1 protein-coding gene is annotated in these 825 nt (G+C 56.5%); it reads left to right on the top strand.

The annotated features are described in order from the left end of the window. Positions 1-268 precede the first annotated feature (268 nt). Positions 269-825: gamma-glutamyl-gamma-aminobutyrate hydrolase family protein (locus Q2B33_RS21265; protein ID WP_300914237.1), on the top strand; the 557-nt coding region annotated here is incomplete at its 3' end.

Raw genomic sequence — 825 nt, 5'->3', positions numbered from 1 at the left:
TACGAGGAATTCATGGTGATTTTGACTGTGGCGCTGCTGATTGTGGCAATTCTGAGTCTGACGCATAAGAAATAGCCGTCCTGCTCACTCGCAATGACCGGACGACTTTTTCTTTCAGTCTAATATAGTTATTCGCCGGAAGGGTGACTCGCACTCACCTTCCGGCTGTCCTGACAAGTACATTATACCCATTTTTCATCCTGAAATCAAGATAAACAGCAAAATTTTTATCAATTATCTATCAAAAATTATCAAAGGAGGCCACCCAATGTATAAAGGAAGACCCATCATAGCGCTGATGCCGCTGTATGACGAGAAAAAGGACAGCTACTGGATGCTGCCCGGCTACATGAAAGCCCTGGAGGAGCAGGGAGCAATCCCTCTCATGCCCCCGCTGAATGCCGACCGGACGCAGCTGGACTTCTTTCTGGAGGAATGCGACGGCTTCGTCCTCACCGGCGGCCACGACATTTCGCCCCGGCTCTACAGCCAGGAACCCTCCGCCCGCTGCGGCCTCACGCTGCCTCTCCGGGACGACATGGATGCCTATGTGCTGAAAGGCGCGGTGCAGCGGGACAAAGCGGTGCTGGGGATATGCCGCGGGCACCAGCTGATGAACGCGGTGTACGGCGGGACGCTGTATCAGGATATCCCCGCAGAGTGTCCCTCGGAGGTAGACCACCGCATGCAGCCTCCCTATGACGGCTGTGCCCATATGGTGCGCCTGGAGGCGGAATCCCCCCTGGCCCGGCTGCTGGAATCCGAGGAGCTGGCCGTGAACAGCTGCCACCATCAGGCCATCCGGGAGCTGGCCGCTCCTTTCCG

This window comes from uncultured Acetatifactor sp. (assembly GCF_948601915.1).
GTDB lineage: Bacteria > Bacillota > Clostridia > Lachnospirales > Lachnospiraceae > Acetatifactor.
The sequence above is the reverse complement of the archived record's forward strand: the minus strand, read 5'-3'. Positions and strand labels throughout refer to the sequence as shown.